The sequence below is a fragment of the Methylobacterium sp. Leaf85 genome (genome assembly GCF_001422125.1).
Classification (GTDB): domain Bacteria; phylum Pseudomonadota; class Alphaproteobacteria; order Rhizobiales; family Beijerinckiaceae; genus Methylobacterium; species Methylobacterium bullatum.
In genome coordinates this window covers 100,696-124,657 of record NZ_LMME01000003.1, presented here as the reverse complement: position 1 = coordinate 124,657, position 23,962 = coordinate 100,696, and the positions used below count along the sequence as shown (strand labels likewise).

At 67.3% G+C, this 23,962-nt stretch carries 19 protein-coding genes; 13 read left to right on the top strand and 6 right to left on the bottom strand.

Annotation, left to right across the window (positions count from 1 at the left end; all coding sequences use genetic code 11):
* The first annotated feature begins 81 nt into the window (after positions 1–81).
* Complete coding sequence (locus ASF08_RS03950; RefSeq protein ID WP_018043142.1) at positions 82–279, top strand: hypothetical protein; 198 nt, start codon at positions 82–84, stop codon at positions 277–279.
* A gap of 369 nt (positions 280–648) precedes the next feature.
* A complete protein-coding gene (locus tag ASF08_RS03945) occupies positions 649–1,905 on the top strand; it encodes a hemolysin family protein (protein ID WP_056141729.1) in 1,257 nt (418 codons plus the stop codon).
* A gap of 68 nt (positions 1,906–1,973) precedes the next feature.
* On the opposite strand, the gene ASF08_RS03940 is transcribed toward ASF08_RS03945, so the two are convergent.
* The 3 genes from ASF08_RS03940 to gyrB form a co-directional block, all read right to left on the bottom strand.
* Complete coding sequence (locus tag ASF08_RS03940) at positions 1,974–2,807, bottom strand: 3-keto-5-aminohexanoate cleavage protein (protein WP_056141726.1); 834 nt, start codon at positions 2,805–2,807, stop codon at positions 1,974–1,976.
* A 313-nt stretch (positions 2,808–3,120) separates the two neighbouring features.
* Positions 3,121–3,441, bottom strand: a complete 321-nt coding sequence (locus ASF08_RS03935) for a hypothetical protein (RefSeq protein ID WP_244474444.1) — start codon at positions 3,439–3,441, stop codon at positions 3,121–3,123.
* Between the two features lie 24 nt (positions 3,442–3,465).
* Positions 3,466–5,919, bottom strand: coding sequence for a DNA topoisomerase (ATP-hydrolyzing) subunit B (gyrB, locus tag ASF08_RS03930; RefSeq protein ID WP_026175818.1), 2,454 nt, complete (start codon positions 5,917–5,919; stop codon positions 3,466–3,468).
* 259 nt (positions 5,920–6,178) lie between these two features.
* Between gyrB and ASF08_RS26095 the strand changes: the two genes are divergently transcribed.
* Together ASF08_RS26095 and ASF08_RS03920 are read left to right on the top strand one after the other, a co-directional pair.
* Complete coding sequence (locus ASF08_RS26095) at positions 6,179–6,478, top strand: type II toxin-antitoxin system RelE/ParE family toxin (protein WP_338011736.1); 300 nt, start codon at positions 6,179–6,181, stop codon at positions 6,476–6,478.
* A 64-nt stretch (positions 6,479–6,542) separates the two neighbouring features.
* Entirely contained in the window at positions 6,543–6,920 is a 378-nt protein-coding gene (locus ASF08_RS03920) for a helix-turn-helix domain-containing protein (RefSeq protein WP_056141594.1), read from the top strand.
* A gap of 22 nt (positions 6,921–6,942) precedes the next feature.
* Here the strand turns inward: ASF08_RS03920 and ASF08_RS03915 are convergent, their stop codons facing one another.
* Entirely contained in the window at positions 6,943–7,587 is a 645-nt protein-coding gene (locus ASF08_RS03915; RefSeq protein WP_018043135.1) for an MBL fold metallo-hydrolase, read from the bottom strand.
* Between the two features lie 298 nt (positions 7,588–7,885).
* Between ASF08_RS03915 and ASF08_RS03910 the strand changes: the two genes are divergently transcribed.
* On the top strand, positions 7,886–9,520 hold the full coding sequence (locus ASF08_RS03910; RefSeq protein WP_018043134.1) for an ABC1 kinase family protein: 1,635 nt from the start codon (positions 7,886–7,888) through the stop codon (positions 9,518–9,520).
* Positions 9,521–9,539: 19 nt separating this feature from the next.
* Here ASF08_RS03910 and ASF08_RS03905 read toward each other — a convergent pair whose 3' ends face one another.
* Positions 9,540–9,839 (bottom strand): HigA family addiction module antitoxin, encoded by a 300-nt coding sequence (locus tag ASF08_RS03905; RefSeq protein ID WP_056141591.1) that lies wholly within the window; start codon positions 9,837–9,839, stop codon positions 9,540–9,542.
* 325 nt (positions 9,840–10,164) lie between these two features.
* Here ASF08_RS03905 and ASF08_RS03900 point away from each other — a divergent pair, with 325 nt between their 5' ends.
* Entirely contained in the window at positions 10,165–13,185 is a 3,021-nt protein-coding gene (locus tag ASF08_RS03900; protein WP_056141588.1) for a penicillin-binding protein 1A, read from the top strand.
* A gap of 42 nt (positions 13,186–13,227) precedes the next feature.
* Positions 13,228–14,295 carry a hypothetical protein gene (locus ASF08_RS03895; RefSeq protein WP_056141585.1) on the top strand — a complete coding sequence of 356 codons (1,068 nt, stop codon included), beginning with the start codon at positions 13,228–13,230 and terminating at the stop codon, positions 14,293–14,295.
* 10 nt (positions 14,296–14,305) lie between these two features.
* Here the strand turns inward: ASF08_RS03895 and ASF08_RS03890 are convergent, their stop codons facing one another.
* Positions 14,306–14,512, bottom strand: coding sequence for a hypothetical protein (locus ASF08_RS03890; RefSeq protein ID WP_018043129.1), 207 nt, complete (start codon positions 14,510–14,512; stop codon positions 14,306–14,308).
* Positions 14,513–14,750: 238 nt separating this feature from the next.
* Between ASF08_RS03890 and ASF08_RS03885 the strand changes: the two genes are divergently transcribed.
* The 6 genes from ASF08_RS03885 (at position 14,751) to ASF08_RS03860 (ending at position 23,959) form a co-directional block, all read left to right on the top strand.
* Entirely contained in the window at positions 14,751–14,999 is a 249-nt protein-coding gene (locus tag ASF08_RS03885; protein WP_026175816.1) for a hypothetical protein, read from the top strand.
* A 399-nt stretch (positions 15,000–15,398) separates the two neighbouring features.
* The gene (locus ASF08_RS03880) at positions 15,399–16,202 is read left to right on the top strand and encodes a Crp/Fnr family transcriptional regulator (RefSeq protein ID WP_056141581.1); all 804 of its coding nucleotides are present in this window, start codon (positions 15,399–15,401) and stop codon (positions 16,200–16,202) included.
* Positions 16,203–16,467: 265 nt separating this feature from the next.
* Positions 16,468–18,369 (top strand): PAS domain-containing sensor histidine kinase, encoded by a 1,902-nt coding sequence (locus ASF08_RS03875; RefSeq protein WP_056141577.1) that lies wholly within the window; start codon positions 16,468–16,470, stop codon positions 18,367–18,369.
* Between the two features lie 342 nt (positions 18,370–18,711).
* Entirely contained in the window at positions 18,712–21,702 is a 2,991-nt protein-coding gene (gene uvrA, locus ASF08_RS03870) for an excinuclease ABC subunit UvrA (protein WP_056141574.1), read from the top strand.
* A 497-nt stretch (positions 21,703–22,199) separates the two neighbouring features.
* A complete protein-coding gene (locus ASF08_RS03865) occupies positions 22,200–23,168 on the top strand; it encodes a transporter (RefSeq protein WP_056141572.1) in 969 nt (322 codons plus the stop codon).
* Positions 23,169–23,386: 218 nt separating this feature from the next.
* Positions 23,387–23,959, top strand: coding sequence for a fasciclin domain-containing protein (locus ASF08_RS03860; RefSeq protein ID WP_082473040.1), 573 nt, complete (start codon positions 23,387–23,389; stop codon positions 23,957–23,959).
* Positions 23,960–23,962: the final 3 nt, after the last annotated feature.

Here is a 23,962-nt window from a genome sequence, read left to right as displayed (position 1 = left end):
GACCCTCGAACGTCGTCCGGCTCTCTCGCCCGATGCCCCTCGCTCGCGTATAACGAACAGCGAACGGCTCGGAGACCGATCTTGTACAAAGTTAAGGCAAACGATCACGCCGGACGCGCGCTGGTTTTCGCGTGCGGCACCGCTGATCAGGCTCTGGAGAAAACCTGGGAGCTGGCAGGCCGGGGCTTCAAGGATATCTGCGTGGCCGATCCGAAAGGCCGCGAAATGAAAGCGGCCGCCTTCGAACGCGCCATGGATCTCGATGTCGACTGGAGCTGAGGACGCGAGGGTATCCCAAGCTTTCGCAACGTCATCGATTGCCGTCGATTGCGTGGAGGCGCAGGCCTGATCGATCTGTCGAATACAGATATCGAGCGGCGTCATGCACGCCTCATTGCGCGACCGACAATCAGCCGCGATTTGTCGGAAAAGACTGAGCATGACGACATAGCGAGTCGTTCGATTTGAGTGCCGGCTATGGTGTCGGGCCATCGATCCTGTGGGCGTGAATCTGGGCATCCGCCTCCCCGGCCATTTGGATCGAGCGCCCCTTGGCTGGTAAGTGAAGCCGTTCATTCGAAAAGGGTCACGGCGATTTCCGAAGATGCATGGTCGACCGTGCTGGGGCTGGTGGCGGTCCTGGTGCTGGTGTTCGCGAACGGGTTCTTCGTTGCCGCTGAATTTGCCCTCGTCTCCGTGCGCCGCTCGCGGGTCGCGGAACTCGTCACCGAACGTCGCGCGCATGCGAGCGCCCTGCAGCGGGCGACCGACCGGCTCGATGCCCATCTCGCCGCGACGCAGTTCGGCATCACCTTGTCGTCCCTCGCGTTGGGCTGGGTCGGCGAACCCGCCCTCGCTCACCTCGTCGAGCCTGCGCTGACATGGCTGCCGATCGGGCTCAGCTCGGTGGCCTCGCACACCGTCGCGGTCGTCGTCGCGTTTTCCATCATCACGTCCCTGCACATCGTGCTCGGCGAGCTCGCCCCGAAGAGCCTCGCCCTCCAGCGCAGCGAGCGCACGGCGCTGGCCGTGGTCCGCCCCCTCAGCCTGTTCCTCCTCGTCTTCCGCCCTGCGATCCTCTTCCTCAACGCCCTCGGCAACGGGGTACTGCGCCTCTGCGGCCTCCAGCCGGGACATGGCGAGGGCTCCCTTCACTCGACGGCCGAACTCAACCTGCTGATCCAGGCGAGCCAGGAAGCGGGCCTCATCCGGGAGGTTCAGCAGGAGGCCGTCGAGCGCATCTTCGCCATCGGGGAGCGAAAGGTGCGGGACATCATGACCCCACGCCACGAGGTGTTCTGGGTCGATCTCGACGACCCGCGAGACGTGGTTCTCAAGGCGATCCGCGAATGCGACCACGCTCAGGTGGTCATCAGTCGCGGAGAGGTCGACGAACTCGTCGGCATCGTGCGCAAGCAGGACCTGCTCGACCAGGTCCTCGACGGCAAGGAGATCGACCTCGCCGTGGCCACGCAGCCGCCCATCGTCGTGCACGAGAGCATGACCATCCTGGCCGTCCTCGAGACCTTCCAGAGCCAGCCCATGCGCATGGCCGTGGTGGTGGACGAATACGGGACGTTGGAGGGCATCGTCACGCAGACGGACCTCCTGGAAGCGATTGCGGGCGACATCCCGGAGGTGGGCGAGGAGCCCGACGTCGTCGAACGCGCAGACGGATCGCTCCTCATCGACGGCATGATGCCGGCCCGGCAGGCCTTCGAACGCCTCGCCTTCTCCGAGACGCCCGACAGCGACGACTTCACCACCCTGGCCGGCTACGTCATCTTCCAGCTCGGACGGATCCCCGGCGTCGGCGATGCCTTCGATGCGGGAGGATGGCGCTTCGAGGTGGTCGACATGGACGGGCGTCGCATCGACAAGGTGCTCGCCAGCCGGAGGCACTGACCACGCGACGGCCTCCGACGTGACCCCCGGCTTCATCCAGCCGGATGAAAAGCCGGGCCGCTCATCCGTTAGGTCGCCAGTCCGAGGGCGGTGCGAGCCTCGGCCGGGCTGGCGACCCGCCTGCCATGGCGGATCACCGTGTCCACGGCGCGGCCGACGAGTTCGGCGTTGCTGGCCGCCAGGCGGTCCTTCGTGATGCGGATGTTGTCCTCCAGGCCGGTACGCACCGCGTCGGCCCCGCGCGCCAGGGCCCATTCCATCACGACCGCCTGATTGCGGCCGATCCCGGCCGCCGTCCAGGTCGCCTCGGGCAGGATGCGCCGCATCTCGCCGAGCAGGATGTCGAGCAGGCGCTCGTCCGCCGGCATGGCGTTCTGCACGCCCATGACGAACTGCACATGCGGGCGCGCGTCCATGAGGCCCGCCTCCACGAGGCGCCTGGCGCCATGCAGGTGCGAGAGGTCGAAGATCTCGATCTCCGGCCGGACGCCGTATGCCTGCATCTGGCTGGCGAGGGCGGTCACGAGGCTCGCGGGGTTCTCGTAGACGATGGTGGGGAAGTTCACCGAGCCGGTGGACAGCGACGCCATGTCGGGCCGATGCTTCAGCGACAGGCCGCGCCCGGCCGGGTCGCGCCCGCGTCCTCCGGTGGAGAACTGCACGATCATCCCGGGGCAGTGCCTGCGCAGGCCCTCCTGCACGGCGGCGAACTTGTCCGGGTCGGAAGACGGGCTCTCGTCGTCGTTGCGGACGTGGATATGGGCGAGCGTCGCGCCGGCCTCGAAGGCCCGATGCGTGGATTCGATCTGCTCGGCGATCGTCACCGGAACGGCCGGGTTGTCTTTCTTGCGCGGCACCGAACCGGTGATCGCCACGGCGACGACGACGGGGTTGCGACTCATGGTTCTGTCCTCCCGCGGCAGGTCGAAGAACGCGGTTCCGGCCCTGCCGAACAGCGCGATGTCGACCATGTATACAAGGGCGCGATGGGGTCGTCTCGATGTCGCGGTGGGCGACCGGCCGGTTCCGGCAGGGGTATCGGCCCTGCATCGGCCATCGGATCGCTCTCGATCGGCGTGTCGCCGGGGAGGGAAAGCCGCGTCCCTGAACCGGTTTCGCAAACGTCGTCACCGGCTCTGCATCCTGAAACCGGCGACACACGAACGACCCGAGCAAAGTCGATCGCCGACTTGTCGATGCGAACCCGCGTCGGCGTCAGGCGATGCCCGGAGTTTCGTCGTCCTCGTCGATGAGGCTCAGCGTGCGCAGGATCGCGAGGGCGACCATCTCGGCATCCACCTCGCCCTCGGCCGTGGCCGGCAGGATCGCCACGGTGCTGACCTCTTGTCCGGCGAGACGCCCGACGACGACCTTGTAGACCTCCCCGCCGGGCGCGTCGTCGTCGCGCACGAGGCAGACGCGGTGATCGCGGGCCTCCCCGTAGACGCGCTGCGTCGTCACCTCGACACGGTCGTCGTCCCTGACGGGCTCGGGCCGACGCGGCTGACCGAAGGTCGGACGGATGATGTTGCTCATGTCGACCCTCCCGGCCGCATTCATTCAGACGTCGAGATTGGCGACGCTGAGGGCGTTTTCCTGGATGAACTCGCGGCGCGGCTCCACCACGTCGCCCATCAGCTTCACAAACAGGTCGTCGGCATCCTGGGTGTCCTTGATCCGAACCTGGAGGAGCGAGCGGACCTCGCTGTCGAGGGTCGTCTCCCAGAGCTGCTGCGGGTTCATCTCGCCGAGACCCTTGTAGCGCTGGAGCTGCAGGCCCTTGCGCCCGAAGGCCATCACCGCCTCGAACAGGCCGACCGGCCCGTGTAGCACGGTCTCCTCGCCCTTGCGGGCATAGGTCACCGGCTCGCCGTAGATCTCGCGCAGGGCCTCGGCCCGGTCGGACAGGCGGCGCGCCTCCTGCGAGGCGATGAGCGAGGCGTCGAGGGTCACCACCTGGCGCACCCCGCGCAGGGTCCGGCTGAGGACGTAGCCGCCTTCGCTGACGGAGCCTTCCCAGCCCTGCTCGATATCGTCGGCGATGACGTCCATGCGCCGGGCGATCTCGGCGGCGCGCTTCGTCGCCTCGTCGGGGTTCTCGTCCACGTTGGTGCGGAAGGCCCCGGCGATCATCGCCTGTTCCACCGTGGCGCGGTCGTAGCGGGTGTGCAGCGCCTGCATCAGGCCGCGGAACTGGCGCGCCTCCTCCACAAGGACCTTCAATTGCGGCCCGCCGAACTCGGCGCCGGAGGCGAGGCGCAGCACGGCCCCGTCGACGCCGGCATCGATGAGGTAATCCTCCAGCGCCCGCTCGTCCTTGAGGTAGATCGCGGTCTTGCCCTTGGCGGCCTTATAGAGCGGCGGCTGGGCGATGTAGACGTAGCCGCGCTCGATCAGCTCCGGCATCTGCCGGAAGAAGAAGGTCAGCAGCAGGGTGCGGATGTGGGAGCCGTCCACGTCCGCATCGGTCATGATGATGATGCGGTGATAGCGCAGCTTGTCCGGGTTGAAGCCCTCGCGGTCGGTGGAGGAGCGGCCGATGCCGGCGCCGAGCGCCGTGATGAGCGTGCCGATCTCGGCCGAGGAGAGCATCCGGTCCGCCCGCACGCGCTCGACGTTCAGGATCTTGCCGCGCAGGGGGAGCACGGCCTGGAAGTGGCGGTCGCGGCCCTGCTTGGCCGAGCCGCCGGCGGAATCGCCCTCCACCAGGAGGATCTCGCATTTCGACGGGTCGCGCTCCTGGCAATCGGCGAGCTTGCCGGGCAGGGAGGCGATGTCGAGCACGCCCTTGCGGGTCACGGTCTCGCGGGCCTTGCGCGCCGCCTCGCGGGCGGAGGCCGCGAGGATGACCTTGCCCATCACGGATTTCGCCTGGGCCGGGTTCTCCTCGAGCCAGTTGGAGAGGCCCTCGTTGAGGACGTTCTCCACGGCCGGGCGGACTTCCGACGAGACCAGCTTGTCCTTGGTCTGGGACGAGAATTTCGGGTCGGGCACCTGCACCGAGATCACGGCGGTGAGGCCCTCGCGGCAATCCTCGCCGGTGAGGGTGATCTTCTCGCGCTTGGTGATGCCGGTGGATTCGGCATAGCCGGTGATCTGCCGGGTCATGGCGGCGCGGAAGCCCGCCATGTGGGTGCCGCCGTCACGCTGCGGGATGTTGTTGGTGAAGGGCAGCACGGTCTCGTTGAACGAGTCGTTCCACCACAACGCCACCTCGACGCGGATGTTGTCGCGCTCGGCCCGCACGAAGACCGGCTTCGTCATGCCCTCGATCGGTTTGCGCGAGCGGTCGAGATAGCGCACGAAAGCCTCGATCCCGCCCTCGTAGAACAGCTCCTCGCGCTTGTGCTCGGCATGGCGCGCGTCGGTGAGGACGATGCGCACGCCGGAATTGAGGAAGGCGAGTTCGCGCAGGCGCTTCTCCAGCGTCGCGTAGTCGAATTCGATCATCGTGAACGTGTCGGTGGAGGGCAGGAACGACACTTCCGTGCCGCGCCGTCCGTTGCCGTCGCCCACGACCACCAGCGGGGAGACCGCGTCGCCGTGGCGGAACTCCATCGCGTGCTCCTTGCCGTTGCGCCAGATGCGCAGGCGGAGCCATTGCGACAGGGCGTTGACCACGGAGACGCCGACGCCGTGCAGGCCGCCGGAGACCTTGTAGGAATTCTGGTCGAACTTACCGCCGGCATGAAGCTGGGTCATGATGACCTCGGCGGCCGAGACCCCCTCCTCCTTGTGGATGTCGGTGGGGATGCCGCGGCCGTTGTCGGACACCGTCACCGAGCCGTCGGCATTGAGGGTGCAGGTGACGACGTCGGCATGGCCCGCCAGCGCCTCGTCGATGGCGTTGTCCACCACCTCGTAGACCATGTGATGCAGGCCCGACCCGTCGTCGGTGTCGCCGATATACATGCCGGGCCGCTTGCGCACGGCATCCAGGCCCTTGAGCACGCGGATCGATTCCGCGCCATAGGCCGTGGCCGCCAGGTTGCGGGAGGTGTCGTCGTCGGTCATGTCGGACATCAAGTTCCCCAGGCAGGCGGGTCTTTGCTTGATTTTCGTGCCCCGGCTCGGTCCCCGGGTACGCCTGCGATTCGTTCAGTGGGCTATATATAAGCGGTGCGTCTTGAAAATGCACCGCATGAGCACACGCGGTCCCCGTGTCTTCCCGCCCACTCGGAGGCTTGCCGCCAAGCTTGAGATCGCCCCAATCTCACTCTGCGTCGAGGGTCGCGCCGACCCTTTCGAAAACATACCGTGCAGGGTATGAAGAGTGGGCTGGCAGGTCGAGCTTCACCATGAATTCCGGCGCGAGTTCGATGAGCTGCAGGAGGCGGTTCAGGACGAGTTGCTGGCCATGATCGAGCTTCTGAAGGTCGCGGGCCCTGGATTGAGACGGCCCGGGGCGGATACGCTCAATGGTTCGAAGCATGCCAACATGAAAGAGCTTCGCTTCGAGGCGACGATGGTGTCTGGCGGGTGGCCTTCGCCTTCGATCCTGTTCGAACGGGCATTCTCCTCGTCGCCGATGACAAGTCCGGTGTTTCGGGGAAACGTTTCTATACCGCGTTGATCAAGCGGGCCGATGCCCGTTTCGACCAGCATCTGAAGGCCTTGCGCAAGGATGGGAGCTCCCGGTGACAGATGACCATCCCTCTGTTTCGGCGGACGACATCCTCGCGACGCTCACGCCGGAGCGACAGGCACGGATCAGAGCGCGCGGCGCCGAACTGATCGCCGAGGAGTTCGCGTTGAGGGACCTGCGACGTGCCGAGGAGATCACCCAGGCAACAGTCGCCGAACGGCTAGGGGGCCGCCAGGTCTATGTCTCGCGCCTCGAGAAGCGCGCGGACATGAAGCTATCGACCTTGCGTGCCTATGTGCGGGCGATCGGCGGCGATCTCCAACTCCTGGTGACGTTTCCGGAAGGCCGCGCCGTCCGTCTGAAAGACATCGGCGCGGCCGTTCCTCGTGCCCGCAGAAATCCGGCCCGGAAGACCAAGACCGCCGAATGACATCACCGACCGGTCTTCGGTCTCACTCCTGCAGGAACGGATTGGTCATCCGCTCCTCGCCCAGCGTGCTCGTCGGGCCGTGGCCTGGGATGAAGGCGATGTCGTCGCCCAGAGGCAGGACCTTCTCCTTGATGGCGCGGATGAGCTGGTCGTGGTTGCCTCCCGGCAGGTCGGTCCGGCCCACCGAGCCCTTGAACACCACGTCGCCCACCAGGGCGAAGCGCGCGTCGCGGCTGACGAAGACGACGCTGCCGGGCGAGTGGCCGGGCGCGTGCAGGATGTCGAAGGCGAGATCGCCCACGCTCACCGCGTCGCCCTCGGCGAGCCAGCGGTCGGGCGTCACCGCGCGAGCCCCGTCGATGCCGTAATTCGCCCCCGTCTCGGGAAGGCTGTCGAGGAGGTAGCGGTCGGCCTCGTGCGGGCCCTCGATGGGGACGCCGAGCCGCTCGCGCAGTTCGTCCGCGCCGCCGGCATGGTCGATGTGGCCATGGGTGAGCAGGATCTTCTCTATGGTGATGCCCTGGTCGCGGATCGCGGCCTCGATCCGGTCGAGGTCGCCGCCGGGATCGACGACGGCGCCGATCTTGGTCTCGTCGGACCAGATCAGGGTGCAGTTCTGCTGGAAGGGCGTCACCGGGATGATGCCGGCGCGGGGCGTACCTGCCATCGGGACCGTCTCTCCGTCGATTGGGCGCGAGGATCGCGCGGGAGCCGCCTGTCTAAGCGGGTTCGCGTTGCCAAGCCAACGCTTCCGCTCCTTCGGGCTTCTGACGCGTCGCGGGTTCCGGCTCGTCGAGCCGTCCGCGGTGCCGCGTGCCGACGATTGCCGCTGCGCCGCCAAAATTCGGCCTCGCCGGCTTCCTAGACGTGGCCTATCTGGACACCGGCACCGTCCAGGACAGGCCCGCCGGCCTGAGACGACGACACGGCCATCCTCACGCCAGCCGGGGCAGTCCCTTGAGCACATGCTGAAAACCGCCTTCGTCGCCGCTCGCGACAGGCAGCGCCTGAGCGAGATCGCCGCCGTCCTGATCGGCTACGGCGTCACCAAGGTGGTGGAGCGCCTCGGCCTCGGCCATCTGGCGCGGTTCGCCAAGCGCCGCCGGCCCCAGGTGGACGTGGCGCGCCTGTCCCAGCCGCAGCGCGTGCGCCGGGCGATCGAGGCTTTGGGGCCGACCTTCATCAAGCTCGGCCAGATCCTGGCGAGCCGGCCGGACCTGCTGACGCCGGAATGGACCGAGGAACTGGAGAAGCTCCACAGCCAGGTCCGGCCCATCGCCTGGGACAAGATCCGGCCGCAGCTGGAGGCCGATCTCGGCGCGCCGCCCTCCGAGATCTTCGCCGAGTTCGACACCGTTCCCCTGGCCGCGGCCTCCATCGCCCAGGTCTACCGGGCGCGGCTGATGTCCGGCGAGGAGGTGGTGGTGAAGGTCCTGCGTCCGGGCCTGCGCAAGATCATCGAGGCGGATCTGCGCCTCCTGGCGCATGCGACCCGGATCGTGGTTCAGGAATGGCCGGAATTCGGACGTTACCAGCCCCACGAGCAGATGCGCCATCTCGCCAGCGGCCTCTACGGCGAGCTCGACCTCATCAACGAGGCGCGCAACTGCGAGACCATCGCGGCGATCTTCGCCGACCGGGACGACATCGTCATCCCCAAGATCCACTGGGAGTTCACCTCCGAGCGCGTCCTCGTCCAGGAATTCATCCACGGCATCCCGCCCAACGACCATGCCCGCCTGGACGCGGCCGGGGTCGACAAGGTCAAGGTCGCCCAGAAGGGCACCGACGCCTTCCTCAACATGGCGCTGATCGAGGGCGTGTTCCACGCCGACCCGCATCCCGGCAACATGCTGGTGATGCCCGGCGACCGCATCGGCTTCATCGATTTCGGCATCATCGGCCGCCTCTCCGAGCGCCGCCGTACGCAGCTCCTGATGCTCATCGGCGCGATGCTGAAGGAGGATTCCGACGGGCTGATGGCCGTGCTTCTGGACTGGACCGGATCGAGCAACCCCGATCTCACCAAGCTCGAATCCTCGTCGCAGGCCTTCATCAACCGCCATGCCGGCTCGGTGCTGAATTTCGGCGACCTGCTCACCGACTTCATGACCATGGCCCGCGAGAACGACCTCGCCATGCCCACCGACCTCGCCATCCTGTTCAAGGGCCTGGTGACGGCGGATGGGGTGATGCGCCATCTCGATCCGAAATTCGACCTCTTCACCGCCGCCGGCCCCACGGTGAAGAGCAAGCTCGCCTCGCAATTCTCGATCAAGGGCATCACCCGCAAGGTCGAGGCGGTGGGCGCCGGGTTGTTCGGCGCGGCCTCCGAACTGCCGACCCTGATCCATCTGATGCTGGTGCGCCTGAAGCAGGGCCGCGTCACCGTCGAGATCGAGCTGAAGGGCATCGAGAAGCTCACCCGCGGCATCGAGCGCGCCGCCGCCCGCATCGCCGTGGCGCTCATCGTCGCCGCCTTCGCGACCCAGCTCGCCCCCCGCTTCATGGACCTCGGCACCCCGGCCTTCGTGACGGTGGGCGCGATGGTCTGCGTGATCGGAATCGGCTGGCTCGTGCTGCTGGGGCGGAACAAGTAGGCGGAGCTTCGGCTCCGCTCTACGGCGCCGGAGCGGTCTGGGGTCCGCAGGAGAGGATGGCGGAGTAGTCCATCGTCGCGCGTGCCTTGGATAGATCGTGCGCGTTCTGGAGGTTGAGCCAGAACCGGGGCGATGTGCCGAAGCGGACACCGAGCCGGATCGCCGTGTCGGCACTCACGCCACGCCGCTCGCGGATGATCTCGGACAGGCGGTTGGGGGGAACACCGATCTCGGCCGCGACCTGCCGGGCGGAAAGCCCGAGTGGGCCGAGGTAGTCTTCGGCCAGGACTTCACCCGGATGTGTGCGAATGCGAGACAAATCCGATCTCCTACGATTTTGCCTTTGCACGGAGGGGCGGCGCCTTAGGCTCGACGGATTTCACCCCGGAACACGGACCTTCCCGGTGGGGTTCCAAAGGCACGGGACGTCAAGCATCTCCTTAAATCAGCCGCGTTGTATGGCCCATCTCGGCTGCAGGATGACGCGCTTCCCTCCCCCTTGTGGGGAGGGATCGAGGGTGGGGTTGGCTCCGGACAGGTCTCACCATATTCGGCACCACCCCCACCTCCAACTCCTCCCCACAAGGGGGAGGAGAGTGCCTCGACCGACCCTGCTTGATTGAAACTCCGGTGCCCGCTCCTCGATGAACATCATCCTGATCAAGCTGTTCGCGACGGCGCTGACGCTCAGTCAGGTGACGACGCGGCCGGATGCCGTGAAGACGCAGTTCGATCCGGTGGCCGACAAGGCCCAGGTGGTGCAGATCCTGCGCGACGGTTGCGCCCATATGCGGAAAGCCTTCGACATCGAGGACATCAACCTCGACGAGCTGATCTCCACCGCCATGGAGGACCCCTCGGCCATCGCCGGTGCCTCCGCGCCGAAGCTCCTGCACGGGCTCGATATCGGCGAGCTCAACACGAGCTACCGCCAGTTCTGCAAGGGCGAGAACCCGGCGAACTCGCCCTTCGACGCGGCCGAGGTCATCGCCTTCTACAACAAGGCCGTGTCCGATCTGCCCTCGGCCCAGGACCTCAAGGACCGCAAGCTGCCCGGCGCCAGCCTGATCCTCGACGGGGCGGGCAAGCGCTACGCCGAGGCGTTCGAGGCCACCGGGCGCCGCCTCAGCGTGCCGATCTCCGACGTGCCGGTGATGGTGCAAAAGGCGTTCGTGGCCGCCGAGGACAAGCGCTTCGAGACCCACAAGGGCATCGATGAGCGCGGCGTCATCCGGGCCTTCATCGGCAACCTCGCCTCGCCGGGCCGGCCGGCCGGCGGCTCCACCATCACCCAGCAGGTGGTCAAGAACCTGTCGGTGGGCGACGACGTCACCTACGAGCGCAAGATCCGCGAGATGATCGTGGCCTCGCGCCTGGAGCGGATCCTCGGCAAACCGCAGATCCTCGAACTCTACCTCAACGGCATCTATCTCGGCCGCGGCTCCTACGGGATCGAGATGGCCGCGCGCAGCTATTTCGGCAAATCGGTGGGCCAGCTCACCGTGCCCGAGGCGGCGCTGCTGGGCGGCATGCCCAAGGGGCCGAACTTCTACAATCCGGACAAGTATCCCGACCGCGCCAAGGAGCGCCGCGCCTATGTCCTGGCGCGGATGAAGGACGAGGGCGTCATCACCGAGGCGCAGCTGACCGAGGCGGCCAACGCGCCCCTCGGGTTGAAGCCGATCGAGACCACGCGGCGGGATTCGGGGTTCTACTTCGTCGATCACCTCACCCGCGAGGCGCGCACCTTCGCGGGCATCGACTCGCTCACCTCCGCCTCCCACGTGGTCCGCTCCACCATCAATGCCGGCCTTCAGACCGCCGTGGAATCCGCCCTGCAGGACGGGCTCGCCAATTACGAGCGCGCCACCGGTCGCCAGCGCTACGAGGGGCCGGAATTCAACCTCGCCGACAGCATCGCCAAGCTCGGCGGGGCGACGCCCTCCGTGGAGGGATCGGTCCAGTCGGTGCCGCTCGTCGTCGGCGGCGAGGCGAGACCGAAGTCCGCGCCCGTCAAGCCCACGCCGGCGGCCGCTACCGGCCCGAAGCCGGTGGCGCAGAAACCCGTCTGGCAGCGCGCCCTGGAGAGCGCGCGGCCGGTGCTCTACGACGTGCATTGGCCGCTGGCCGTGGTGCTCGAATCCGGGCGCGGACCGGTGAAGGCGGGGCTCGCCGACGGGCGCATCGTCAGCCTCGATCCCGGCATCGCCAAGGGCCGGCTCCAGACCTACGACGTGGTGCGGGTGAAGCTGCGCGACCCGAAGGCCAAGGCTCTCCGCGCGGATCTGCGCGTGCGTCCCTCGGTCCAGGGCGCGGCCCTGGTGCTGGAGAACCGCACCGGGCGCATCCTCGCCATGGACGGGGGCTTCTCCTACCCGCTCAGCCAGCTCAACCGTGTGACGCAAACCGTGCGCCAGCCCGGTTCGACCCTGAAGCCGCTGACCTATCTCGCCGCCCTGAATGCCGGCCTCCAGCCCAATACCCTGGTGATGGATGCCGGCGTCACCCTGCCGCCCATCGGCGGCGTCGGCCAGTCCTGGAGCCCGAAGAACTACGATGGCGGCGGGTCGGGCGCGACGACCCTTCGGCGCGGCCTCGAATTCTCGAAGAACCTCGTCACCGCGCGCCTGCTCCAGGGCGGCATCGCCGACACCGCACCGGCGAGCCTCACCCGCATCTGCGACCTCGCGCTCGAAGCGCAGCTCTACGCCGAATGCGAGCGCTACTATCCCTTCGTCCTCGGCTCGCAGCCGGTCCGCATGGTCGATCTCGCCGCCTTCTATGCCGCCGTGGCCAACGAGGGCGCGCGGCCGGCGCCCTACGCGCTGGAGGCGGTGGAGCGCGACGGCAAGGTTCTCTACAAACGCGAGCCGAAGGAGCCGGTGCGGATCGGCTCGGCCGACAGGGTGGCCTTCTATCAGCTGAAGACCATGCTGCAGGGCGTCACCAACCACGGCACGGCGGCGGCCCTCGCCCGCTTCTCCAGCTCCATCGCCGGCAAGACCGGCACGTCCGAAAACGAGAACGACGCCTGGTTCGCCGGTTTCACCAACGAGATCACCATCGTGGTCTGGGTCGGCTACGACAATGCCGACGGCACCCGCCGGACCCTGGGACGCGGCCAGACCGGCGGGCATCTCGCGGTGCCGATCGCTGGCACGATCCTCCAGGCCGCCTGGGCCAACGGCGTGGCGCGCACCCCCCTCGCCCCGCCCTCCCCGGAGGCGAAACGCCTGCTCGCCGACCTGCCCATCGACCCTCGCAGCGGCGCGCGCGTCTCCGGCGGTGGCTTCATCGAGCATTTCCGGCTGAGCGACGGCCGCGTGGCCGATACGCAGTACCAGTTGCTGCCGCGCGAGGTGCAGACCGCCATGCGGCCGGATTCCGAGGACGGCGACACCAGCGGCCTCGACGACGGCGCCGACGTGGTGGGCGACCTGTACGGCAACCTCACCACGCGGCGCGAGCCCGAGCCGGATCTCTTCGACCCCTTCGGCGAGCGGCCGGCCCAGCCGCGCGGCCGCCGTGCTCAGGGGGAGGGCTACGAAGGGTCGCGGAGCCCGTCATGGCCGGGCACCCAGCGCTCGCCCTTCGGCGAGGACGAGCCGCCCCGCGCCCGGCGCCGCGATCCCGACTACCTGTTCGGCGACGACCCGCGCTACTGAGGCGCGGATCCCCTCCCCTCATCAGCAAACCGAGGCCCCGACGTGAAGACGCAACTTCCGGCGACACGTGTGCTTGCCCAGATCATCGCTCTCCTGCCCGTGCTGGCGCTTGGCGTCCCCGCCTCCGCGCAGGAGGGAATGAAGGTTCAGGTTCCCGCCGACCGGATCAAGGAGGTTCCCGCCATCGAGCCGTCGGGCCTTTCCGCCCTCAAGCCCGGCACGATCCTGTTCACCGACCACCGGGACAATCCGGCCAACCCCGAGAGCGGCCTGACGCCCTATCTCGAATGGCGAAAGCTGCGCCCGGCCGAGCAGGCGGCCCTGGCGCCCTACCCCGCCTATGCCGAGCCCGACTATACCGTGACGCTCAACGGCGTCTCGAAGCAGCGGCACGAGACCCTGAAGGTCTATGTGGCGCAGGGGCGGTTCGTGGTGGGAAAGCTCGCGGAGTCCATCGATCTGTCGGCCTTCGCCAATCTCGGCTTCGTGTCCAAGATGGACCCCGTCATCAAGCACAAGACCCTGAGCCCCGCCGAGGTGACGCCCACCAAGGATCCGGCCGCCGCCTTCGCCCGGCGCCCGGACCGGGCCTGGTGCGAGGGTGCCGCCGCCTGCATCGAATCCCGCTACGACCTCGAGGGCAAGCTGCCGCTGGGCGTGAAGCTCGCCAACAAGCTGGAGGACGGCGCCTCGAAGAAGGTAGCCGAGTTCGTCTCGTTCCAGAGCGAGTTGCGGACCCTGCCGGCGGCCGAGGCGGCCTCGCTCGCGGCGCTCACGCGGGTCGACACGCCGGTGGCCGGCGGCCTCGAACAGACGATCTTCTGGGTCAACCAGATCTTGCGCTTCGGCAAGTTCCTCGCCGTGTTCCAGCCGATGCCGAACGATCCCGGCAAGACGGTGGTGACGACCTACATGGCGCTGGCAATCAAGGCCGATGTCCTCGACCGCAAGCAGGAATACGCCCGCGTGCCGGTGCTGAAGAACCTGCTTCCGGCGCAGGTGCTCATGGGCAATTCGTCCTTCAACACCGGCACGTCGATCAGTGCCGGCCTGCCCACCTACGCCCGCAACCGCATGATCGCCTTCGCGGACGCCCTGGCGAAGAACTGAAGCAGGAGCCTCAGTTGCCGCGGCTGACGATGGAGGGCATCGACGGGGCGGTGTAGGCCCGGTTCACGTCGCGGCGGGTCTGGGTGCCGTTGGTGTCGTTGGAGCGGCGGTAATTCTCGGTGCTGAAGCTGTCCGAGAAGCCGCTGCGGTCGGCGCTGTTGCAGGCCCCGAGGGCACAGAACAGGCCGGCGGCGACGAGGAAGGCGGTGGGACGCATCGGAGGTTCCTGGGGTACTGATCCTGCTGGACCGATCGCCCCTGTCGTGGTGCCGGGGAGGTCGCCGCGTCAAGCACAAGGATAACGAAACGTCACGGCTTACCGGCAGAGTGATGTTCCCGCGCCACGAAAACGCTCACTACGCTTGACGACATTCGGGCATCGGAGGCGCAATCCTGCGGAATCGCCGCCCCTGGATCTGGTGCTCCGGCCCACCTTGGGCGACACATTGTCCGACATGAGCAACGTAGTCCCCTTCTCCCGCCCCCGCGCCGTTCCGGCGCCACAGATCAGCGACGTGGTTGCAGTCGCAGACGATCTGTTCGCCGCCCTGGAGCTGCTTCAGGGCGTCACCCATCGTGCCGCAGCCATGGGCCGTCCCCGCAGGGAGATGGAACTCACCGTCCGCAACCTGCGCGAGGCCGTCAGCGCCGTGGAGCGTGCGCTCGACTGCATCGGCGAAGGCGACGAGGCCGGCCAGGGCTGAGCCGAAACCGCTTCGGAGCGTGACGCGCTCGGGTGCCTCCTCGACCTGACGGGCGGGGCTACGGCATTCACATCGTTCGCGGGATGCGCCTCCCTGCCCTCCTCCCCAGCGGATCTCGGGCTTGCCCAAGATCCGTCGAGCTTTCGGGGAGGAGTTGGAGGTGGGGGTGGTTGGGTGACCCTCGGGTGCGGAGGCAAGCGGAGCCACCCCCACTCCTGACCTCTCCCCACAAGGGGGAGAGGGACGCGCTCTGCCTGCAAATGCAGATGTAGGAATGCCGTAGCGCGCGCCGAATTCCGCCGGGACGGTATATTTCTCTTCGCCTTCGTCCACTTGTGGACAGACGCTCCATTGATGATACGCTATGGCGCGAGACAGAAGGTGAACACCGCGTGTCCCATGCTCTCGACGACTGAGTCCTTCTTTGAAGGCAATCTCCTGCTGAAGGCTCTGTCCCCGGAGGATCGGGGACTGCTCGCGCCTCATTTCGAGCGTGCCGATGTTCGGCGTGGCGAGACCCTGTTCACCGTCGGAGCCAAGGTCTCGTTCATCTCATTTCCCTGCGAGCAGACGGTCATCAACCTCATCGTCTCGATGCGCGACGGGCGGAGCGCGGAAACCGCCACGATCGGGCGGGAGGGCGCCGTGGGCGGCGTCGTCAGCCACGGCAGCCTCCCGGCCTTCAGTACGGCCCTGGTGCAGATCGGCGGGCCGGTCCTGAGGCTCGATGCCGCCAAGCTGCAGGACGCCAAGCTCCGCTCGACCACCCTGCGCAACCTCTTCACCCGCTACGCGGACTGCCTTCTGGGACAGGTGCTGCAATCCGTGGCCTGCAACGCCCTCCACCCGATCGAGGAGCGCTGCCTGCGCTGGCTGCTGACGCTGCAGGACAGGATCGGCACGGAAACGCTGCCCGTCACCCACGAACTCCTGGCCAACATGCTGGGCGTCCAGCGGACCTATCTCACCCGGATCCTGCGGACCCTGCAGATCCAGGGGCTGATCGAGGTCGGGCGCGGCCGCATCACCATCCTCGACCGCGCCAGGATCCAGGAGGCGGCCTGCGAGTGCCACGGCGCCGTGGTGAGCCATTTCGAGACAGTGCTGGGGGCCGTCTACGATGCCGAGGGGCGGATGCTCTCCGTCGATCCTCCGACGCAGCCGGGCCAGGACGATTCCGTCCGTGCGGCGGAATCCGTCTGATTCCGGGATGGTGGAGCGCCGCGGGAGTGGACGAGGCGTGCCGCTCCGGTGGAGACTTGCCGGGCTCAGTCTCCGATCTCATATCCGTGACGGAAAGCGTGGGGGCAACTTGCGAAATCTGACGGCGAGACTTGTTCGCCGCAAGATCTGACCGCATCTGATGGAACGGCGACCGCCCGTGTCTGACCCGAATACGATGACCATTGCGAAAGTCCCGTCACCCCGCCGGGGGAGCCGTCGCGATCCTTCATCGCCGGTGCCGGCCATGGCCGTCGGCGACAGGCGGGACGGTGTCGGTGCGAATGCCGACGGCGACAAGCCGTGCCGTGAGCGGAACTCCATCGACGAGCGCTACCGGCTGGTGGCCAAGGCGACCAACGACGTCGTCTGGGACTGGGATCTGGAGCACGACGCCATCGTGTGGAACGAGGCGCTCGAGACGTCCTATGGCTGGCCGCCCGGCCATGTCGGCCCGGGCTCCGCCTGGTGGCTCGGCAACATCCATCCCGACGACAGGGGCGCGGTCTCCGCCGGCCTGAACGCCGTCTTCGAAGGGCGCTCGGACCTGTGGAGCCATCAATACCGCTTCCTGAAGGGCGGCGGTGGCTACGCGGACGTGCTGGATCGCGCGTATCTCGTGCGTGACGCTTCGGGCATCCCGCTGCGGATGGTCGGTGCGATGCTCGACATCACCGTGCGAACCCAGTTGGAGGCACAGTTCCGCGCGGTGTTCGAGGGCGCGAATATCGGGATCGTCCAGTTCGATCCCCGCAGCGTTCTGGCGCTCCGGGTCAACGCCAAGCTCTGCGAGATCTGGGGCGCGCCGGAATCCGAGATCGTCGGGTGCTCCCTCGCCCAATGGACGCCCGCCGAGGATGCGGGCGAGCGCGAGGCCCTTCACCGGCGCCTGGCCACCGGCGAGACCCTGCAGGACCGTTTCGAGAAGCGCTATCGCCGGCGGGACGGGCGGCTCATCTGGGCGCGGGTCAACCTGGTCTCGCAGACTCTCGGCGACGAAGTCCACGCCATGGCGATGATCGAGGACATCACCGAGGAAAAGCGCGCGGATGCACGCCGTGACGCGCTCTTGAGCCTCGGCGACCGCCTGCGCGAGCTGCGCTCGAACGCCGAAGTCGTGGCGATGACGGCGGAGATCCTGGGCCGGACCCTGGCCACGACGCGGGCCGGCTACGGCATGGTCGACCTGCCGGCCGGACTGGTGACGGTGGCGCATTCGTGGTCGTCCGACGGACAGGTCTTTCCGAGCCAGACCCTGCCGCTGGACGAGTATCCCGCCAGCATCGCCAGCCTGCGGCGCGGAGAGGTGCTCGCGGTGCCCGACCTCGCCTCCGCGCCCGAACTCGACACGGATGCGGCCCTCTACATCGCCCAGGGCGTCCGGGCGGTGATCTCCGTCCCCCTGCTCCGGCGCGGCCGCCTCGTCGGCGTGCTCTACGCGACGGAGGCGTCGCCGCGCGCCTGGACCCAGAACGAGATCGATTTCGTCCGTGACGTGGCGGAGCGGGCCTGGAGCGGGCTGACCCGGATCGAGGCGGACGAGCAGCAGCGCATCCTCAACCGCGAACTCAGCCATCGCATGAAGAACACCCTGGCGATGGTTCAGGCGATCGCCTCGCAGAGCCTGCGCAACGTCACCGACATCGAGGCTGCCAAGCATGCGCTCGCCGCGCGCCTGATCGCCCTGGGCAAGGCCCACGACATCCTGCTGACCGGACAGCGGGAGAGCGCGGAGATGGCGGCGGTGCTGACGAGCGCCCTGTCGCTGCACGACGACCAGCAGCCCGGCCGGTTCCACCTGTCGGGTCCCGACATCGTCATCGGCTCGAAGGCGGCGTTGTCCCTCGCCCTGATGATGCACGAACTCGCCACCAATGCCGCCAAGTACGGCGCCCTCTCCCGGCCTGACGGCCGCGTCACCGTGGCGTGGAGCGTGGTCGCGGCGGACGAGGACGACACGATCCACCTCACCTGGTCCGAGCGCGGCGGCCCGCCCGTGCAGCCCCCCACCCGGAAGGGCTTCGGCTCGCGCCTCATCGAGCGCGGCCTCGCCGGCGCGGTGGGCGGCGAGGTCTCCCTCGCCTACGAACCGGACGGCCTGGTGTGCCGGGTCATGGCGCCTCTGTCGGGGTTCCAGGGAAATTTCTAGCGGCGGAAAGCGTCCCGCTCGCGTGGCCGTTTCAATCGTGAAAGCTTCGCCGGGTTCCGGCCGGGGGCAAAATCCGACGCCGATATTGTAGCTGTACGCTTTTTGTTCTAGCTGGGTGACGGATATGCGTGGCGTGCGTCTTGCCCGCCCGGCCCGTGCGCCCGACATGGCGACCGGTGGCGGGGCCGTCGTCGTCGACCTCGCCGCATGACGTCCCGGAGACGATCGCCGCCGAGCGTCGTTGTCGACTGCCCGTTCCTGCAAGCCCTGCCGCCCAGGTCCTGCCGCCCAAGTCCTACCGCCCAAGTCCTGCCGCTCAAGCCCTGCCGCCGAAGAGACCCAATGGCCAAAGCAAAAGCCGCCGCCAAGACACCACGGGGCCTGAAGACCCAAGCCGCGCAGGCGCAGGAAGAGAGCGTCGAGGCGCGGATCGAGAAGCTGTTCGAGGGAAGCCCCGACCGTCGCGTCATCGCCGTGCGCGGCGCGCGCGAGCACAACCTCAAGAACATCGATCTCACGATCCCGCGCGACAAGCTCGTGGTCTTCACCGGCCTGTCGGGCTCGGGCAAGTCGTCGCTCGCCTTCGATACGATCTACGCCGAAGGCCAGCGCCGCTACGTCGAATCGCTCTCGGCCTATGCCCGACAGTTCCTCGAGATGATGTCGAAACCCGATGTCGATCAGATCGACGGGCTCTCCCCGGCCATCTCCATCGAGCAGAAGACGACGTCGAAGAACCCGCGCTCCACCGTGGGGACGGTGACCGAGATCTACGATTACATGCGCCTCCTCTGGGCGCGTGTCGGCATCCCCTATTCGCCTGCCACCGGCCTGCCGATCGAGAGCCAGACCGTGAGCCAGATGGTCGACCGTGTGCTGGCCCTGCCCGAGAAGAGCCGGCTCTATCTCCTCGCTCCCGTCGTCCGGGGTCGCAAGGGCGAGTACCGCAAGGAGATCGCCGAGTTCCAGAAGAAGGGCTTCCAGCGTCTTCGCATCGACGGCGAATACTACCCGATCGACGATGCGCCCAAGCTCGACAAGAAGCTCAAGCACGACATCGACGTGGTGGTGGACCGGCTCGTGGTTCGCGCCGACATCGCGGCGCGGCTGGCCGATTCCTTCGAGACCGCCCTGGAACTGGCCGACGGCATCGCGCTGATCGAATTCGCCGATCCGGCCGAGGGCGAGACCATCACCTTCTCGTCGCGCTTCGCCTGCCCGGTCTCCGGCTTCACCATCGCCGAGATCGAGCCGCGGCTGTTCTCGTTCAACAACCCGTTCGGCGCCTGCCCGACCTGCGGCGGCATCGGCCACGAGATGCGGATCGACCCCGAACTGGTGACCTCCGACGCCAAGCTCAGCCTCAAGCGCGGTGCCGTCGGCCCATGGGCGAAATCCACCTCGCCCTATTACGGCCAGACCCTCGACGCCCTGGCCAAACATTACGGCTTCAAGACCAGCGTGCCCTGGTCGGACCTTCCCGACACCGCACACAAGGTGATCCTCTACGGCTCCGGCCGCGAGTCGATCCGCTTTGCCTACAATGACGGCATGCGTGCCTACGAGGTGAACAAGCCGTTCGAGGGCGTCATCCCGAACCTGGAGCGGCGCTACAAGGAGACCGAAAGCGATGCGTCCCGCGACGACATCGCCCGTTTCATGAGCGAGACGCCCTGCGCCTCCTGCGGCGGCAAGCGCCTCAAGATCGAGGCCCTGGCGGTGAAGGTCGCCATGCAGGACATCGGCGACGTCACCGCGCTCTCCGTGCGCGAGGCGCATCGCTGGTTCTCCGAACTGTCGGAGAAGCTGACGCCGAAGCAGAACGAGATCGCCTTCCGCATCCTCAAGGAAATCCGCGACCGGCTCACCTTCCTCGTCGATGTCGGACTCGATTATCTCACCCTGGCGCGCGGTTCGGGCTCGCTCTCCGGCGGCGAGAGCCAGCGCATCCGCCTCGCCTCGCAGATCGGCTCCGGTCTCACGGGGGTGCTCTACGTCCTCGACGAGCCCTCCATCGGCCTGCACCAGCGCGACAACGAGCGCCTGCTCGGCACGCTGAAGCGCCTGCGCGACCTCGGCAATTCGGTGATCGTGGTCGAGCACGACGAGGACGCGATCCTCCAGGCCGATTACGTGGTCGATGTCGGCCCCGGTGCCGGCATCCATGGCGGCCGGATCATCGCCCAGGGCACGCCGGAGGAGGTGCTGAAGAACCCCGACTCCCTCACGGCGAAATACCTCACCGGCGAGATGAGCGTGCGGGTGCCCGCCGCCCGGCGCAAGACGAAGAAGGGCAAGCTCACCCTCGTCGGCGCGCGGGGCAACAACCTGAAGGACGTGAGCGTCGAGATCCCTCTCGGAACCTTCACCTGCGTCTCGGGTGTCTCGGGCGGCGGCAAGTCCACCCTGATCATCGACACGCTCTACAAGGCGGTGGCCAAATCCCTCAACGGCGCCATGGAGCACCCGGCCCCGTTCGAGCGCCTCGACGGGCTCGAGAATCTCGACAAGGTCATCGACATCGACCAGTCGCCCATCGGGCGCACGCCGCGCTCCAACCCGGCGACCTATACCGGGGCCTTCACGCCGATCCGCGACTGGTTCGCCGGATTGCCGGAGGCGAAGGCGCGCGGCTACCAGGCCGGCCGCTTCTCCTTCAACGTGAAGGGCGGGCGCTGCGAGGCCTGCTCGGGTGACGGCGTCATCAAGATCGAGATGCACTTCCTGCCGGACGTCTACGTCACCTGCGACGTGTGCAAGGGCCGCCGCTACGACCGCGAGACCCTGGAGGTGAAGTACCGCAACCATTCCATCGCCGACGTGCTCGACATGACCGTCGAGGAGGCGGCCGACCTGTTCAAGGCGGTGCCGACGATCCGCGAGAAGATGGAGACCCTGGCGCGGGTCGGCCTCGGCTACGTCAAGGTCGGCCAGCAGGCCACCACCCTGTCGGGCGGCGAGGCGCAGCGGGTGAAGCTGTCCAAGGAGCTCTCCAAGCGCGCCACCGGCCGCACGCTCTACATCCTCGACGAGCCGACCACCGGCCTTCACTTCCATGACGTCGCCAAGCTCATGGAGGTGCTCCACGAACTCGTGGACCAGGGCAACACCGTCGTGGTGATCGAGCACAACCTCGAGGTCATCAAGACCGCCGACTGGGTCATCGACATGGGACCCGAGGGCGGCGATGGCGGCGGCGTCGTGGTGGCCGAGGGGACGCCGGAGCAGATCGCCAAGTCGAAGGCGAGCCATACCGGCCGGTTCCTGCGCGATGTGCTGGCCCGCCGTCCCCTCGCCGAGGTCACCGCCAAGGGCCGGGACGCGGCGGAATAAGCAGCCCGCCCGGCCAAGGCCAAGCTCGATTCGACGGCACCTGGGAACGATGGCCCTGCTGCGGTGCACAGGCACCGGGCATGCGGGGATCGTGGTCCGCTGGCGATGCGCAAACTCCCGTCGTCGATTGCGCAATCGTCCTGCCGCATGGATCGGTCGCAACGGTTTGACTGATCAGCGTTATTTTGCAGACGCGTTGCTCAATGCGACGCCATGCCCGGCGGAATTCTGCTGAGAAAGTTAACAAAATCTTGCGCTGCACCGCGTCGAAATTGCGGCTTTTCCGCAACGGTTCGTTTGGAACTGCCTCGATCCGAAGCATTGGACTGTCAATCCGATCCGACCTGTAGAATAGTTCTCAGCGTTGAGACACGAATTCGGGCCGCAAGGGGGGCCCTACGCACTGGATGTCAGCAAGCCGCAACAATGCGGCACTCGGCACGATGGTTCGTAGGTCTGCGCGGCGAATGCCTGAAATCCTTGGGAAGGACGAGACAATGACGAAGAACTGGCTGGCCACCGGCGCACTGGCGCTGACCATGGGCATGACCGCCACGGCTTCCTACGCACAGACGACCACGATCCCCGGCGAGCAGGTCGGCCTCGCCACCGGCGCGCCGCTGCCCGAGGGCATCTACGCCCTGAACACCTTCGTGTTCCAGTCGCGTGACAACCCGTCGCCTCTCGATGTCGGCATCAACATTCCCGTGCTGGTCTGGTCGACCCCGCTGGTTCCGCTCGGCGGTCGCATCGAGCTCCTCGTGGCTCCCCCGACCGTGTTCGCCTTTGGCAAGCGCAGCGGCCCGGCTGGCCTGCGTGATCTCTCGATCAACGTCGGCACCTTCGTCGGCGGCATCTGGGCCTTCGACCTCGGCAACAACTTCGGCGTCAGCTTGCTCGGCGGTGCCTACCTGAACGAGTTGAACGGTGATCGTGGCGTCCTGCGCACGAATGCCGGCGGTCTCGTCGGTACTGGCACAGTATTGCCTCAGCTCTCGTCGAACACCTACCGCTTCGGCGTCGCCGGCAGCTACACCGGCGACGGCTGGAACATCACCGCCAACCTCACTGCCAACATCTACGACTCGCCCTCGTCCTTCGGCGGCGGTCGCGACTTCGGCACGATCTACTCCCTCTCCGACTCCCTCAACCTCGACCTGACCGCGACCAAGAAGTTCGGTAAGTTCGAGATCGGCGCCATCGCCTACGGCACCGTGAACTTCGATACCGGCGCCAAAGCCGCCGGCATCGTCAACGCTGCCCTCAACGATCGCGGCCGGTTCCTGATGGGTGGCCTCGTCGGCTACGACTTCGGCTTCGCCACCGCGCAGGTCTACGTTGCTCGCACCGTTGCCCGGAGCGCCGCCAGCTTCGACAGCACCGAGATCTCGGGCCGCCTGATCGTTCCGCTGTACTCGCCGACCCCGGTTGCCGCTGTCGCAGCCCCGATCATCCGCAAGTACTGATCTCGAGCTCAGCGGCGAGGGTCGTCCTCGCCGCCATGCGGATCACGAAAGCCCGTCCGACCTTCCGGTCGGGCGGGCTTTTGCTTTGGCGGAGGCGCTCGCGTTCCGCCATATCTCGCGCGAACACGGTTTTCCGCAGCGTTCCCGAAACTTTCCTCTTCCGGGCTCCGTAACGAGCGATGACCCCCGCGAAGGGGATAGCTCGAGAGGAACGCCCCATGACCAACACCCGTCGCCCCGTGGCCTCCACGTTCGCCGCCGTCGCCCTCGCCTTCAGCATGGGCGCCGCTTTCCCGGTGGCCGCGCTCGCCAAGAACCCGATGGTTGGCGGCGCTCCGATGTATGCGTCGAAGAACATCGTCGAGAACGCGGTCAACTCGAAGGATCACACCACCCTCGTCGCCGCCGTGAAGGCCGCCGGCCTCGTCGAGACCCTCGCCGGCCCCGGCCCCTTCACCGTCTTCGCGCCCACCAACGCGGCCTTCGCCAAGCTGCCGGCCGGCACCGTGGAGACCCTGGTGAAGCCCGAGAACAAGGCGACGCTGACCGCGATCCTCACCTATCACGTCGTCCCCGGCACCCTGACCGCCAAGGACCTCATGAAGATCGCCAAGGATGGCGGCGGTGAAGGCCAGATCAAGACCGTGCAGGGCACCCCGCTCGTGGTCCAGACCAAGGGCAAGGCCGTCTACCTCACCGACACCAAGGGCAACACCGCCAAGGTGACCATCGCCAACGTGATGCAGTCGAACGGCGTGATCCACGTCATCAACGGCGTTCTGCAGCCGTAAGAC

Bases quoted from the DNA above. Each gene is read 5' to 3' on its own strand.
- ASF08_RS03940 (WP_056141726.1), bottom strand. From the start codon at position 2,807: ATGAGTCGCAACCCCGTCGTCGTCGCCGTGGCGATCACCGGTTCGGTG.
- ASF08_RS03935 (WP_244474444.1), bottom strand. From the start codon at position 3,441: ATGAGCAACATCATCCGTCCGACCTTCGGTCAGCCGCGTCGGCCCGAG.
- gyrB (WP_026175818.1), bottom strand. From the start codon at position 5,919: ATGACCGACGACGACACCTCCCGCAACCTGGCGGCCACGGCCTATGGC.
- ASF08_RS03915 (WP_018043135.1), bottom strand. From the start codon at position 7,587: ATGGCAGGTACGCCCCGCGCCGGCATCATCCCGGTGACGCCCTTCCAG.
- ASF08_RS03910 (WP_018043134.1), top strand. From the start codon at position 7,886: ATGCTGAAAACCGCCTTCGTCGCCGCTCGCGACAGGCAGCGCCTGAGC.
- ASF08_RS03900 (WP_056141588.1), top strand. From the start codon at position 10,165: ATGAACATCATCCTGATCAAGCTGTTCGCGACGGCGCTGACGCTCAGT.
- ASF08_RS03890 (WP_018043129.1), bottom strand. From the start codon at position 14,512: ATGCGTCCCACCGCCTTCCTCGTCGCCGCCGGCCTGTTCTGTGCCCTC.
- ASF08_RS03885 (WP_026175816.1), top strand. From the start codon at position 14,751: ATGAGCAACGTAGTCCCCTTCTCCCGCCCCCGCGCCGTTCCGGCGCCA.
- ASF08_RS03880 (WP_056141581.1), top strand. From the start codon at position 15,399: ATGCTCTCGACGACTGAGTCCTTCTTTGAAGGCAATCTCCTGCTGAAG.
- ASF08_RS03875 (WP_056141577.1), top strand. From the start codon at position 16,468: ATGGCCGTCGGCGACAGGCGGGACGGTGTCGGTGCGAATGCCGACGGC.
- uvrA (WP_056141574.1), top strand. From the start codon at position 18,712: ATGGCCAAAGCAAAAGCCGCCGCCAAGACACCACGGGGCCTGAAGACC.
- ASF08_RS03865 (WP_056141572.1), top strand. From the start codon at position 22,200: ATGACGAAGAACTGGCTGGCCACCGGCGCACTGGCGCTGACCATGGGC.
- ASF08_RS03860 (WP_082473040.1), top strand. From the start codon at position 23,387: ATGACCAACACCCGTCGCCCCGTGGCCTCCACGTTCGCCGCCGTCGCC.